8 protein-coding genes are annotated in these 12,953 nt (G+C 73.8%); 3 read left to right on the forward strand and 5 right to left on the reverse strand.

What is annotated here, in order from left to right; genetic code table 11:
- Positions 1-68: 68 nt before the first annotated feature.
- The 3 genes from LIX60_RS25050 to LIX60_RS25060 are packed head-to-tail and all read right to left on the reverse strand — an operon-like array spanning position 69 to position 6,231.
- On the reverse strand, positions 69-653 hold the full coding sequence (locus tag LIX60_RS25050; protein ID WP_227960816.1) for a hypothetical protein: 585 nt from the start codon (positions 651-653) through the stop codon (positions 69-71).
- Positions 650-1,042, reverse strand: a complete 393-nt coding sequence (locus tag LIX60_RS25055) for a hypothetical protein (protein ID WP_227960818.1) — start codon at positions 1,040-1,042, stop codon at positions 650-652. Before LIX60_RS25055 ends, LIX60_RS25050 begins: the two co-directional genes overlap by 4 nt.
- A complete protein-coding gene (locus LIX60_RS25060; protein ID WP_227960820.1) occupies positions 1,042-6,231 on the reverse strand; it encodes a caspase family protein in 5,190 nt (1,729 codons plus the stop codon). The genes LIX60_RS25055 and LIX60_RS25060 overlap by 1 nt, the downstream gene beginning before the upstream one ends.
- A 285-nt stretch (positions 6,232-6,516) precedes the next feature.
- Here LIX60_RS25060 and LIX60_RS25065 point away from each other — a divergent pair, with 285 nt between their 5' ends.
- Complete coding sequence (locus tag LIX60_RS25065; protein WP_227960823.1) at positions 6,517-7,392, forward strand: hypothetical protein; 876 nt, start codon at positions 6,517-6,519, stop codon at positions 7,390-7,392.
- A 159-nt stretch (positions 7,393-7,551) separates the two neighbouring features.
- Here the strand turns inward: LIX60_RS25065 and LIX60_RS25070 are convergent, their stop codons facing one another.
- Positions 7,552-7,986, reverse strand: coding sequence for a CBS domain-containing protein (locus tag LIX60_RS25070; protein ID WP_019706582.1), 435 nt, complete (start codon positions 7,984-7,986; stop codon positions 7,552-7,554).
- A 232-nt stretch (positions 7,987-8,218) separates the two neighbouring features.
- The gene (locus LIX60_RS25075) at positions 8,219-9,112 is read right to left on the reverse strand and encodes a tautomerase family protein (protein ID WP_227960825.1); all 894 of its coding nucleotides are present in this window, start codon (positions 9,110-9,112) and stop codon (positions 8,219-8,221) included.
- Between the two features lie 143 nt (positions 9,113-9,255).
- On the opposite strand from LIX60_RS25075, the gene LIX60_RS25080 reads away from it, so the two are divergent.
- Positions 9,256-9,579 (forward strand): chorismate mutase, encoded by a 324-nt coding sequence (locus tag LIX60_RS25080; protein ID WP_125623917.1) that lies wholly within the window; start codon positions 9,256-9,258, stop codon positions 9,577-9,579.
- 496 nt (positions 9,580-10,075) lie between these two features.
- A complete protein-coding gene (gene pepN, locus LIX60_RS25085; protein ID WP_227960828.1) occupies positions 10,076-12,871 on the forward strand; it encodes an aminopeptidase N in 2,796 nt (931 codons plus the stop codon).
- Positions 12,872-12,953: the final 82 nt, after the last annotated feature.

Raw genomic sequence — 12,953 nt, forward strand, 5'->3', positions numbered from 1 at the left:
GCCCGCCCCTCCCACCCCGGAGGGGCGGGCGCCGCGCCGTTCGGTACGGGGGCAGCCGGGCGGCTCGGTCAGCAGGGAAGCAGAGCGGCCGTCACCACCGGACCGCAGGACGGCGTCGCCGCCTTCCCCGTCTCCGCCGTCTCCTCCTGCACCGGGGCGACCCAGGTCAGGAGCACGGCGGCCGCGATGGCCAGCATCCCGGCCAGCGCGAGACCGCGGGCCCGGCCCACTATGCGCCAGATGGCGCGGGTGCGTTCGGTCTCGTAGTCGAGAACGCGGGTGGCGTCCAGGGTGGGGGTGTAGCCCGGTGGGCCGTGCACGGCGGACACGGTGAGCCACGAGGCCGCGATCAGCGCGGCGAACGAGGCGGCCAGCAGACCGATCACCGCCCACCGCCACCAGCCGGGCAGATCCATCAGGTTCTCCCGGCCCTTCAGCACGAACACCGCACCGATCAGCCCGGTCAGCGAGGCGATGAAGTTGCGGTAGCCCTCCGCCTGCTGCCGCGCGGCCCGGAGCTGCTCGTGCGGCTCCACCATGGCCCGCAACCGGCGGTCGGCGGCGGCCAGTTGCTCGGGCGTGAACCGCCAGGGTGTCCGCGGGCCGCCGGGAGCGCCGCCCGCACCCCCGGCGCCCGGGGCAGCGCCCGTCACCGGTGCGTCTCCGCCCCGCCGAGGCCCGGCAGCCCGCCGGGAGGGAGCTCGATCAGCAGATGGGCGCCGCAGCCCGGGCTGTCCTCCTCCGGCGGCCGGCCGGCGTGGGCCCGGCCGCAGAGGCAGCGGGTGTAGAGCGGGGCGCGATCCTCCTCGCCGCCCCCGCGGCCTCCGCCCCGGCGTTTCCTTCTCCGTCGCAGCGCTTCCCGCCCGCCGCCCTTGGCCACGTAGGCGTACTGGTTGAGTTCCCAGCGGCGGACCATGGCGCCGTGGCACTCCGGGCACTCCCCGGCGGCCTCGTACACCTCCTCGCCGATCCGCCGCCAGGTGAACCCGGCCACGACGGCTCTGGCCTGCGGGTCCCACTCCACCGAACGGTGGCCGGTCATCACGGTGCTCCTGTCGTGCGGGGAGGATCCGGCAAGGTTAAGCCGAAGAGCCCCGCGTAACGGGCGAGGCGCTCCAGTACCCGGGCGGGGGAGAGGTCCGTCTCCTCGGAACAGAGCAGAACGTGGTCCGGGTCCACCGCGCCGGAGAGCGCGGGGGCCCGGCCCGTCAGCCGCTCGGTGAGGACGATGACGTCCCGCCAGTCCGGCACCAGGCCCCTCTCCGCACCTTCGGGGGCCCGGACGGTGACGTCGAGGCCGAGCTCGGCGAAAGGGGCGTAGCGCTCGTAGGTCTTGACGAGCGGCCACCCGAACCGGCCGGACACCAGGACGAGTTCGAGTGCGCCGAGGGTGCCGGGGCCGAGCAGGCCCGCGTCGAAGACCGCCTGATCGGGCTTGATCGGGGTGAGTTCGTCGAGGAGGCCAGGGTCTTCGCCGCGGGTCAGCGTCCCGGGCGGCTCGGGCGCTCCCGCGCCCGCGAATCCGGCCAGCCGGCGGGCCGACGCCCCCACGGTCAGCCGGGAGCGGAGCGCGTGCTGAACGATGGCGCCGATCGTCAGGCGCTCCACGAAGCGGGTGGGCTCGACCTCGTCACACAGCGCCTGGCAGTCCTGGGCCCGCGGGCACAGGGCGGCCGCGGCCCCGGTGAGCTCCGCAGCTCGCAGGGGCAGACCGTATTGCTGTGCTTCCTGGAGCAGCAGCGCCCGGGCTCCCGCCAGATCCAGTGAGAAATCCGCAGCTAGGGAAAGGAACTGGGCTCCCGTCAGGCCGGCGCCGTCGAGATCTGCCTGACCGACCAGGCTGTAGGAACGGTGACTGACAAGAATCTTGGACGGCGGGTGTCCGGCCCGGACGGCGTCCATGGTCGGCTGCACCTCGCCGGCGTCCAGCAGCCCGAACTCCACCAGGTGGGACAGTGTTTCCTCCAAGGGCTCTGCCTCGTCCGGGTCGGCAGACGCGTCCCAGGACGCGGAGAGCAGCGTCCACGGCCCGATCCGGTGGCCGCGTACGCGAGGAGCCGGCCGCAGTGCGTACTGGAGCCAGTCCGGCACCCGCCAGCCCGCGCTGCGTGCGGGTATCCGCGGACCGCGGATACCAGTGATCGTGCTGCACCGGTCGATGCGTTCGACCACCTCGCCCACCGGCAGTTTCAGCCGCTGAGACGCACGGAGTACGTGCCATGGATCGGGGTCCGCGCCCAGCCAGGGCGCTGAGCCGTCGAGGTCTCTGGAGAGCAGCCAAGGACCCAGCGCGTCGAGTTCCGCGACAGCGGCGGCGGTCGGGGAAACGGGGCCGACGACCGCTTCCCCGACGTCCTCGCGGAGAGCGCGGATCTGGTCGAGGGAGGCGTCGGGTATCTCCAAGGCCCGGGGTTCGTCCGCTCGTACCCGGGTGTTCCGCGGCTTCAGCCGGCCGACGGCATCACTGGCCTCGAACCCGGCCAGAGCGGTGGCCTCGGAAGGGCTGATGGTCCGTGCCCCGGCGGCCCCCAGGGGAGGCGGGGTGGGAAGCCTGTCGTCGAGCGCCGACAGTTGCGTCAGCGCCTCAGCCGCCCGGCTCAGCGGCACCTCGCTCAACGCGGCGGCCAGCAGCAGCGGGGCGTGCTGTGTCGGAGGGCCGGCTTGCGGCGGGAAGGGCACCCCCCAGTAGGAGGGGCGCGGCAGGAGGAACTCCCGGTAGCACTCGTAGACATCCGCGACCACCCTGTCGGGGCGGACGGACCGCAGCGCGCGGATGTCCGGTGCCTCGGGCACATGCAGCCCGGCGATGGCGTAGCGGCGCAGGGCCCGCACCGCCTCGGCTAGCGGGATCTCCACCGCTGCGGACGTGCGCACCGCCGCGGCCCAGTCGGGCGCGGGCAGACCGTTGAGGAACAGCAAGCTGTCGAGTCCCGCCGGTTCGGGATACCCGGTGAACGAGAGATCTAAGTCGCCCCGGTCGATTCCCAGGGACTGTCGTCGCCAGTCGAGCACCAGGCCGTTTTCCGAGGGCCGGTCGGGCTCATGCAAAAAGTGGAACCAGGGACTGCTCACTACCTGGCCGTCCAGAGGAAGGACACCGGCCTTCGCCAACGGGACCGAGACGCTGACGGGCTTGTGGGACCGGGCATCCGGCTCCACGAATCCGGCCGCGCCCGGCAGCAGAAGATCCACCAGCCGTACAGCGAGCCGTGGTTCGGTCTCGCAGAGGCGCCACAACCATTCCAGCGAGACCTTCTTCCAGCCCTGCGCGCCCGCCACCGCCTCGGCGTGGCCCATCAGGACCCGGAGCACCCGGTCGCGGTCGTATGACAGCAGCCGGTTCCGGTCCACGCTCGGCACCGGCTCGTACCGTTCGCGCAGATTAACGATGGAGCCGGACACGGCAGGGGCGTCGCGGACCACGACCCCGTCGAGGAGCAGCTGCCCCTTCCCCTGGACGAACCAGGCGTCGCGGTGCGCATGCACGGGGCCGCCCGGCCAGCTCCGGGAGGGCCGGAGTCTCCGCGCGTGCCAGGTGACGCTCCGCTCCTGCGACCGGGCCCGGCCCGCCTCCGCCCGTTCGACGGCCGTCACGTCGTAGTCGCTGAACCACAGCAGTGACTCCAGGGTGTCCAGCAGCGACGGCCGGGGGCCGTCGTGGTGCGCCAGGTACAGCCGGACGCGAGTGCCGCCGAGGCGGGGCGCGTTCCACTCCTGCCGGATCTGCAGCAGCCCGGAACCGGACTGGATGTCGGCCCGCAGCTGTTCCTGGGGGATGTGCTCACCGAACCGGTCCACCGGACAGGTGCGGACCTCCACCTCCTCCGCCAGCATGAAGTAGCTGAACACCCCGATACCGAAACGGCTGTTCAGATGGACGTCGTCGAGCCCCGCCCGGCGCCAGTTGCGGCGTTCCTGGACGAAGTCCGGGTCCTGCTCGTAGCGCCGGCCCGCCCGGGCGAACATCGAGGTCAGCTTCTCGCGGGTCATCCCCGAGCCGTTGTCCTCGCACTCGATGTACGCGCGCCCCTCCTCGTCCACCCCCTGCCGGAACACGATCCTCGGCCGCCAGTCGTCGGAGTGCCCGCTGTGCCGTTTCCGGCCGTACCGTACGCGCATCTCGCGGTAGCGGCAGGCGTCCAGGGCATTCTGATACAGCTCCCGCACCGCGAGCATCGGATCGCCGTAGAGCTGGGTGCCCATGAGCAGCGGCCGGATCTCGTCCTCGGCCAGCCGGAACCGCTCCAGCGGCTCGGTGTACTTCCGGTCGCGCGGCTTCAGCAGCCCGGTGGAGACCCGGCGCGGCAGGCCGCGCAGCAGCGGGGCCCGGCCCTGGTGGTGCCGGTGGATCTCGCGGAACGCCGTGTCGGCGCGGGCGGCCAGCTCTTCCACCGCCGCGTGCAGGGCGGGATGCGGGCACCGGAAGCTCACCTCGACGCCGTGCCGTTCCTTCTCGCCGCCGCGTTTCCCCGGGTCGTACCGCAGACCTTCCGAAAGGGAGATCACCGCGTCGGACGGCGAGAGGGGCGTGCGCGCGGCGAGATGGTCGACCAGCACGCTGGACAGCGTGCGCGTGTCCACGGCCAGCAGGGCCGCGGCCCACAGCAGGGTGGCCAGTTGCTCACCGCGCCAGCGGGTGCCCTGGACCGGGGGATGGTCGTTCCAGCCGTCCGGCGCGTCCGGGTCGTTGATGCGGGGGCTGCCGCCCGGGCGCACGGAGACATGCCCGAGCACCTGCCGGAGCTGACTGCTGATCTCCTCCCGGGACTGGGCGACCGGCCCGCACCAGCCGGGCGCCGGGGTCGCCGCGAGCACGGCGGACACGGCGACGTCGAAGAGCTTCTCCGCCGATGGATACTGGCCCGTGCACTCCCAGACCAGGTCCCAGTCGGCGACGAAGCGGTGCCGCAGCCACTGGTCGGCGGCCCGGGCGGCGGCGAGCTGGCCGCGCTCACGCAGGGTCGCGGCCGTGCGGCGCACCAGGTGGTGCGCCCGGCCCATGTCCCGCAACTCGCTGCGGACCAACTCGGCATGAGCGTCGGGGCCGCCGGGCTTCGGGCCGCCCGCGGCCCCACGGCCCGCGTCCTCGGGCGGCAGCGCGCCCAGTTCGTCCATGACGAGGGCCACGACGCCCTCGTGGACGATCGGCGCGGCGAGCAGCGCGGCCGTCTCGGGCGGCGACAGCTGCTCGTCCTCCCGCAGTCCGGCCTGTACGGCCAGTTCCCCGAGCTGTCCGATCAGCCGCTCGGGGTAGCGGGGGTCGTCCCACTGGTCGGGGCGCCGGGCGAGGGTGTCGGTACGCAGACCGACGACCAGCCGCACCAGGTGACGTAACCGGTCCAGCACCGGCTCCCGTACGCTGCCGGCGTCCGCGGTGACGTCCCACAGCGCCGACTTCTCGACGGCCTTGGTCCAGCGGTGCGTTGTCTCGGACCCGTCGCACACCACGGCCGACCGCGCCGACTCCCACGACCAGTCGGGGACCTGCCGGTCGACCTGCGGCGGGACGGTGCCGTCCCTGGCCGCCCTGCCCGCGACCGTGCGGACGTACTCATAGACCTCGCCGATCGTCTTGGGAGCGGCGCTTGCCGACAGCGCCTCGGCGAGCGCCCGGCCGAACCAGCTTCCCTCGGCGTCGGCGTAGGCCGCTTCGCCCGGGCTGCAGCTGTACAGCCACACCACCGAGCCGTGGTCGCCGGAGAGCTTCCGCTCGTCGTCGTGGACGAACGGCACGGCTCCGTCCTCTCGGCAGGCGTCCAGGCAGACGACGGCGGTCACGGCGCGGGAGAGGCCGGCGAGCAGTTCCCCCGGGGCGGTCTGGAGCAGCGTGCGGGGGTTGACGGAGGGCAGGCCGTCGTGAGCGGGGCCGGGCTGGGCGTCGGCGGGGACCAGATAGTGCCGCTTGTCGAGGGTGACGCCGTGGCAGGTGAGGTAGACCAGGGCGGTGTCCCCCGGTTCGCAGGAGGCGAAGAACGAGCCGAGGGCACCGATGATGCCGTTGCCGCCCGCATCCCGGCAGTCGGGGTCGGGGTGGTCCTGGTGCAGCGACCGCACCTCGTACCCCGAGCTCTTCAGCGCCGCACTCATCAGCTCGATGTCCTGCGGTACGCAGTCCAGCGCCGGATAGGCCGCGGCCAGGCCCGGGTCCCGGTGCAGCGCCCGGGTCTCCCTGACGCCGATCAGCAGCGCCCGCCGGCGGCCGGTTTCCCGCGCGGAATCCGAATCCGTCACTCCCCGCCCCCTGTTCAGCCGTGACCCGGCCGATGATTCCAGACGGGTCGGACACGGGAGGCGTTTCCCGGCACATCCGGGGACGGACGGCCCGGGCGGTCCGCCGCGTACCCCCGGACCGGTGAGGCCGTCACCCGGGCGGACCGTCCCGGTCGCGGGGCGCGGGAGCCGGCGGTACTTCTCGGAGAGTCGCCGCGGATCACCCGCCGTGTCCGCTGCTGGGGCGGGCACGGCGGGTGGCCGGCGGCCTGCCCCGAACACCCACGACCGGACGGGACGTCCCGCATGAAAGCCACGATCCGACGCGGCGGCATCGGCGCCGCCGCCGGCCTGGGGCTCTGTCTTGCCCTGCTGCCGGCCGGGCAGACCCAGGCCCGCGCCCAGGTCTTCGTTCCCTGCGGCGACATCGCCGCCCTGAAAGCCGCCGTCACCAACGCCAACGCGGGAGGCGGACCCGTCCTCCTGGCGTCCGGCTGCACCTACACCCTGACCGCTCCCGACACCCCGGCGAACGCGGACGACGCCCTGCCCGAGATCACCGGCAACGTCCAGATCAGCTCCGTCGGCGGCGCCACCCTCCGCCGGGACTCCGCCCAGGTCTTCCGCATCCTCAACGTGGTGCCGGGCGGCAGCCTCACCCTGAACCGGATCACCGTGCGCGGTGGCGAGGCCGCCCAGGGCGGAGGCATCCGCAACGCGGGTCGGCTCGGCCTGTACCGGTCGGTGGTCCGCGACAACACCGGAAGCGGCATCCACAACTCCGGCACGCTCGGCCTCCACCGCTCCGTCCTCCTGCGCAACAAGGCCTCCTCGGGCGGCGGCCTCGCCAACGTGGCGGGCTACGCGACCGTCAACTCCTCCCGGATCTACGGGAACTCCGCGACCTCCGACGGCGGCGGCATCGTCAACGCCGCCACCCTCCGGGTCCGCGGCAGCACGGTCTACGCCAACCGCGCCGTCCGCGGCGGTGGCCTCTTCAACCGGGCCGGCACGGCCACCCTCGCGCGCAGCAAGGTCCTCGGGAACACGGCCACCGCCCCGGCCGGCGGGGGAGGCGTCCACGAGTCCGGCGGTGCGGTGACCGCCCTGACCAGCTCGGTCATCGGGAACGTGCCCGACAACTGCGCGCCGCTGGGCAGCGTCCCCGGCTGCGTCGGCTGACCGGCCACCGGCCCGCCCCGTCCGGGCCGCCCCGAACCGCGGCACCCGCCCCACCCGATCCGGGGCGGGTGCCGCGCGGTTGCGCCCCGGGCCCCGGCACGTCGCCGCCCCGGGCCCGGGCGCTGACGCCGGGGCGCCGGGGCGGCGCGGCGGGCCCGTTCAGGCGTAGACCTTCTCGACGAACTCGGCGAGCATCTCGTCGCTGATGTTCCGGGCCAGATCGTGCTCGGTGACGATGCCGACCAGCCGGTGGCCGGCGCCCGTGTCGATCACGGGGATCCGCTTGATCTGGTGCTGCTCCATCGCGTCCAGCGCCTCGCTGATGGACGCGTCCACATCGATCCAGAACAGTTCCCCGGCGAGCTCCCCGGCACGGACCTGGTTCAGGTCCTTCCCCTCGGCACAGCACTTGATCACGATGTCACGGTCCGTGATCATGCCCTTCAGCCGGTCGTCCTCCCCGCAGATGGGGAGGCTGCCGACGCCGAGATCACGCATCATGCGCGAGGCGTCGGTCATGTTCTGGCTCTCACCGATGCACTGGGCCCCCTCCGTCATGACGTCGCGGACCGTCAGATTCTGCTTCGCTGCCATATCGGAGCTTCCTCTCTGCTTCCAGGCGTATCCGGATCTCTACGGGTCTCCCGTTCGGCCCCGTTCCATGCGAAACCCTCCCCATCGATCACAACACGGATGGCCGCAACGCACCTCCCGAGCGGACGCGCCCCCGACGGGCCCGCCTCTCCGCCCCGGAATGGGCCCCCGTCCCGGGCCGTTCGGCTCCGTACCGTGGTCACGCGGCCACGCACCGCACACCCCTGTGCCGTCAGGTGTCGCAGTCCAGAACGCTCCGGCAGAGCCCGCAGCGCACCCGCACCGGCCCCCGGACGGGCACCCGGAGCCGCTGGCAGCAGACCGGGCACGGGAAAACCACCCGTAGCGGCGGACCGGCATCGAACGCGTACGGGGCGTCCGGCAGCGGGGGAGGCGGCGCCGCCCCCGGCTCCGAGGCGGCGCGGCGGGCCCGGCCGTACCGCAGCCGCGCGAAGCGGCTCGCGCCCGCCAGCGGCGGCTGCCGCTCGTCGGCCCGGGCCCGCTCCATCCCCTCGGTGTACGCGGTGTACGCCTGCGGGCTGGTGAACCACGGAGAGGGGTCCTCCCCGAAGACCAGCGCCCGCTTGGCGAGAACGTAGCCGTACTCCTCCGGCGTCAGATAGCCCAGCTTCTGCGAGGTCAGCGCGTCCTGCCGGAAGGCGTCCAGCAGCAGCCAGCCCACCCCCAGGTACGCCGCCGCCGTGTCGGTGAGGATCTCGTTGGCCGCCGTGCCGGGGAAGGACAGCCCCGCCCGGTGCAGGAACACATGGGTGATCTCGTGCGCCAGGGCCGCGCCGATGTCCCGCCGGTGCCGGTCGAACCGCGTGTGGAGCTCCACGTCGTACTCGGGACCGGCCGCCAGCTCCACGTTCGCCGCGTCCGCCATCTCCCGGAAGGTGACCGCCACCCGGGCGTCCGGCAGCCCCAGATGGCGCACCATCACCAGCGCGACCCGCTCCACACCCGCGCGCAGGTCCTCCTCCCCGGAGAACCCCGCCTCCACGGGCAGCACACTGGCCGTGAACGACCGCACCGCCCCCGGCGGCAGCGCCCGGTACAGCGCGGTGAGCGCCGACCGTACCGTCTCCAGATGCGGATAACCGCGCTCGACCTCGCTCCCGGGCATCACGCCCCCACCCTACGGCGGGGCACCGTCCGGACCGCCCCGACCGGGTCTTTCCGCACCATGGACGCCCCCGGCGGCGGCCGGTCGCCCCTGTTACGGTGACGCATTGTTCCGCCCGTGACGAGCGACCGGAGAGCTCCGCGATGACGAACCAGCCCCCGAACACCGCCACCGACGCCGACCCGTCCGTCCGGGCGGAACTGGAGCGGCTGCGGGAGAGCATCGACAACATCGACGCCGCCGTCGTCCACATGCTCGCCGAGCGCTTCAAGTGCACCCAGCAGGTCGGCCGGCTCAAGGCCGAACACCGCCTCCCCCCGGCCGACCCGGCCCGCGAGGCCCGCCAGATCACCCGGCTGCGGCAACTCGCCGAAAGCGCACGGCTCGACCCGGCCTTCGCGGAGAAGCTCCTCAACTTCATCATCGCCGAGGTGATCCGCCACCACGAAACCATCGCCCGCTCCTGACCCGACCGCGCAGACAGCGGAGAGCCGGGGTGCGGCAGGGTTTCGCCCCGTACCCATCGGCGGGAGACGGCGGAGAGCCGGGGCCAGCGGCAGAGCCCACCCCCTACCCGTCACCGGGAGGTGGCGGAGAGTCGGGGTGCGGCAGCAGGGCCCACCCCGGTTCCGTCGCCGGGAGACGGCGGAGAGCCGGGGGACGGCAGGAGGGGACGGGACCGTAGGAGGGGGGTCCTCCACGCTGCCGCGTATTTGTGGCCGCGGCCCCGTTCATCGATCTCGGCACGGGTGCAGGCGGCCGTAAATAGACGGTGGAGGACCCCCCTCCGGAGGGCCCGGCCCCGGCACCCCGAACCGGTCTCGCCGCTACCCCGAACGTGCCTCGCCCGTACCGCGAACCGGTTTCGCCGCTACCCCGAGCCCGCGCCTCCTGCCCCGGCACCGCCGGTCGTCCCCCGGCACCCCGGCACCGCCGCACCGCCCCCTTTGGCAGCATGGCGCCATGCCCGCACTGACGCGCGACGAAGCGCGAACCCGAGCCCGCCTCCTCGACGTTCACCACTACACCGTCGACCTCGATCTCACCCGCGGTGACGACGTGTTCGGCTCCACCACCGTCATCCGCTTCACCGCCGCCACCGCGGGCGACACCTTCGCCGACGTCGAACCCGCCCGGCTGCGCCGCGTCCTCCTCGACGGGCACGACCTCGACCCGGCGCTCCTCCGGGACAACCGGCTGCCGCTCTCCGGCCTCACCGCCGGCGAGCACGAACTCCGCGTCGAGGCCGACATGTGCTACACCCGCACCGGCGAGGGCATGCACCGCTTCACCGACCCCGCCGACGGCGAGACCTACGTCTACACCCAGGGCTTCCTCCACGACTGCCGTCGCGTCTTCGCCGCCTTCGACCAGCCCGACCTCAAAGCCCTGTTCGACGTCTCCGTCACCGCGCCCGCCGGCTGGACCGTTCTCTCCAACGCCGTCACCACGCCCGCGGACCCCGCGCCGGCAGCCGCCGGGGACTCCATCCCGGCCGCCGCGGGAGAACCCGCCCCGGCACCCGGAAACCCCACCCCGGCACCCGCCGGAAACCCCACCCCGGACCCCGGCTCGGCGCCCGCGCCCGCCCCCGCGCCCGCCCCCGTGCCCACCCCCGCGTCCGTCCGGTGGCGGGCCGCCCCCACCCCGCCCCTCAGCACCTACCTCCTCGCCGTCGCCGCCGGCCCCTGGCACTCCGTCCGCACCGAACACGCCGGCCTCCCCTTCGGCCTGCATGTCCGCCGCTCCCTCGGGCCCCACCTCGACCGGGACGCCGTGGAGATCCTCGACATCACCCGCCGCTGCTTCGACCGCTACCACGAGATCTTCGAGGAGCCGTACCCCTTCGACTCCTACGACCAGGCGTTCGTCCCCGAGTTCAACTACGGGGCCATGGAGAACCCCGGCCTGGTCACCTTCCGCGACGAGCACATCCACCGCTCCGCCGTCACCGACACCGAGCGGCAGACCCGCGCCATGGTCATCGCCCACGAGATGGCCCACATGTGGTTCGGCGACCTCGTAACCCTCCAGTGGTGGGACGACATCTGGCTCAACGAGTCCTTCGCCGAATACATGGGCTTCCAGACCCTCACCGAGGCCACCCGCTACCGCGACACCTGGACCGACTACGCCGCGGGCCACAAGACCTGGGGCTACGACGCCGACCAGCGGCCCACCACCCACCCCGTCGCCCCGGCCCCCGAGGACGTCCCGGACACCGCCTCCGCACTGCTGAACTTCGACGGCATCTCCTACGCCAAGGGTGCCTCCGCACTCCGCCAACTCGTCGCCCGGCTCGGGGAGAAGGACTTCCTCGCCGGCATCAACGACCACTTCGCCCGGCACCGGTTCGGCAACGCCACCCTCGCCGACTTCCTCGACTCCCTCGCCCGCGCCTCCACCGAGGACGTGCACGGCTGGGCCGACCGCTGGCTCCGCACCACCGGCGTCGACACCCTCACCGCGGAGGTCACCACGGAGACCGCCGAGGACGGCACCGCCGCCCCCGCGGAACCCGCCTGGCGGCTCACCCTGCGCCACACCGGCACCCGCCCCCACCGCGTCACCGTCACCACCTACGACCACGGCAGCGACCACGACAGCGACAACGACCACGACCCCGGCGGGCACCCCGCCGCGCACCCCGCCCACACCCGCCACACCCCCCGCGGCCGCCTCACCCTCCGCGACCGCTTCACCGCCGACGTCCCCGCCGACGGCGACGCCCCCGCCCGCACCCTCCCCGGCCCTCGTCCCCCACTCGTCCTCCTCAACGGGGACGACCTCGACTACGCCAAGATCCGCCTCGACCCCCGCTCCTGGAACACCGCCCTCGGCGCCCTCTCCGCACTCCCCGACCCGATCACCCGCGCCGTCGTCTGGAACACCGCCCGCGACATGGTCCGCGACGGCGAACTCGCCCCCGGCGGCTACCTCCGCGCCGTCCGCGCCCACCTCCCGCACGAGACCGACCTCGCCATCGTCCAGGGCGTCCTCGGCTTCGCCCGCCACCAGATCGCCGACCGGCACCTGCCCCCGCCGGACCGCCCCGAGGCCCTCGCCGGCCTCACCGCCGTCTGCCGCGACCTGCTCGACCGCACAGCCGACGGCGGCAACCCCGGCCTCCGGCTCGCCGCCGCACGCGGCTGCCTCGACACCCTCACCGACCCCGGCGAACTCCGCGCCTGGCTCACCGCCGGCACCGTCCCCGGCGGACCCGCCCTCGACCCCGAACTCCGCTGGCGGCTGCTGCTGCGCCTCACCGTCCTCGGCGCCGCCGGACCCGCCGACATCGACACCGCACTCGCCGACGACCCGGGCGCCACCGGCCGGGAGGGCGCCGCCCGCTGCCGCGCGGCCCTCCCCGACCCGGCCGCCAAGGAAACGGCCTGGAACGCCCTGTTCGACTCCGATGAGCTGTCCAACCGGCTCGTCAAGGCCATCGCCGAGGGCTTCTGGCAGCCCGAGCAGCGCGACCTCCTCACCGGCTACGTGCGCCGTTACCACCCCGCGGCCGTCGCGGCCGCCGCCCGCCGCGGACCCGCCATCGCCACGGTCCTCGGCCGCGAGGGCTACCCCGCCCACGCCGTCGACGAGGAGACCCTCCGCCTCGGCCGGGAATGCCTGCGCCGCGACGAGCCCGTCCCGTCCCTCCGCCGGAAACTCGACGACCAACTCGACGACCTGGCCCGCGTCCTGCGCGCCCGCGCCCGCGTCGCCACTCACACCACCGGCCACACCAGCGGCGCCGGCTGACCGGCCCGGCCGCCCGCCCGGGGCCCGTGACCGGCGACGGGCGACCGCGATCCGGCCGGGCGGCCCACGCCCGGCCGGGCCC

Source organism: Streptomyces sp. S07_1.15 (genome assembly GCF_020739505.1).
GTDB classification, from domain to species: domain Bacteria; phylum Actinomycetota; class Actinomycetes; order Streptomycetales; family Streptomycetaceae; genus Streptomyces; species Streptomyces xinghaiensis.